This window comes from Pseudomonas sp. TJI-51 (assembly GCF_000190455.2).
Classification (GTDB): domain Bacteria; phylum Pseudomonadota; class Gammaproteobacteria; order Pseudomonadales; family Pseudomonadaceae; genus Aquipseudomonas; species Aquipseudomonas juntendi.
Map to the genome: position 1 here is coordinate 29,470 of NZ_AEWE02000069.1, position 1,225 is coordinate 30,694.

Below are 1,225 nucleotides of genomic sequence, written 5' to 3' on the forward strand. Positions count from 1 at the left end.
CCTCTCGCTGCCCCCGCAAAACCTTCTAACCTGCAGTGCGTTCCCCCGCCGAACCGCGTATGATGCGCGGCCTTTTGGCGCATTCGTCGCCAGAAACCCTTTGTCATTCCTACACCGGGAGGTGCCCAGATGAGTGAGCAAGACCTGCAAGACACCGCAATTACCCCGCCGTCCGGCGAAAAACTGCAGAAAGTGCTGGCCCGCATCGGCGTGGGCTCGCGCCGTGACGTCGAGGCCTGGATCAGCCAGGGCCGGATCAAGGTCAACGGCGTCGCGGCTACCCTCGGCCAACGCGTCGACCTGCACGATGCCATTGCCGTTGACGGCAAGCTGATCAAGCGCGAGGAGGCCGCCGAGGCCACCCGCCGGGTGATCATGTACAACAAACCCGATGGCGAGATCTGCACCCGTGACGACCCGGAAGGCCGCCCGACCGTGTTCGATCGCCTGCCGCGGCCAAAAGAAGGCCGTTGGATCAACATTGGCCGACTCGACATCAACACCACCGGCCTGCTGCTATTCACCACCGACGGTGAACTGGCCAACCGCCTGATGCACCCGTCCTACGAGATGGACCGCGAGTACGCGGTGCGTGTGCGTGGTGAAGTCGATGACGAGATGATCGAGCGCCTGAAAGCCGGTGTAATGCTCGAAGACGGCCCGGCCAAGTTCACCGACATCCAGAAGGCACCCGGTGGCGAAGGTTTCAACCACTGGTACCACTGCGTGGTGATGGAAGGCCGTAACCGCGAGGTGCGTCGCCTGTGGGAATCCCAGGGCATGGTGGTCAGCCGCCTGAAGCGCGTGCGCTTCGGCCCGGTGTTCCTCAACTCCGACCTGCCGATGGGCCGCTGGCGGGAAATGTCCCAGGGCGAAATCGACATCCTGGCCGCTGAAGTCGGCTTGCAGCCGGTTGCGCTGCCTGCCTTGAACCTCAAGGCCAAGGACAAGATGGAGCGCCTGCAGCGTAAATCGTCCCGCCCGCTGGGCCGTGGCGAGCGCGTGCGCAACCTGCGCCCGGCCCACGAAGGTGCTGCCGCTGGTGAGCGCCCGGCACGCCAGCCGCGTGAAGAAGCGCCACGCAAAGGCAACCGCGGCAGCGCCGTGGCCGAGCGCCCAAGCGAAATGCGCAAGCGCCCAGCCAAGCCTGAAGGTGACAAGCCTGCCGGCCGTGGCCGCGGCAAACCGCGTGGCTGATTGGCCCAATTAAGTAATTTGGGGCCGC

The 1,225-nt window shown here is 65.0% G+C and carries 1 protein-coding gene; it reads left to right on the plus strand.

The genetic code is table 11. From position 1 onward, the window contains the following. Nucleotides 1-129 precede the first annotated feature (129 nt). On the plus strand, nucleotides 130-1,197 hold the full coding sequence (rluB, locus tag G1E_RS15945) for a 23S rRNA pseudouridine(2605) synthase RluB (RefSeq protein ID WP_009683647.1): 1,068 nt from the start codon (nucleotides 130-132) through the stop codon (nucleotides 1,195-1,197). The last annotated feature ends 28 nt before the right edge of the window (nucleotides 1,198-1,225 follow it).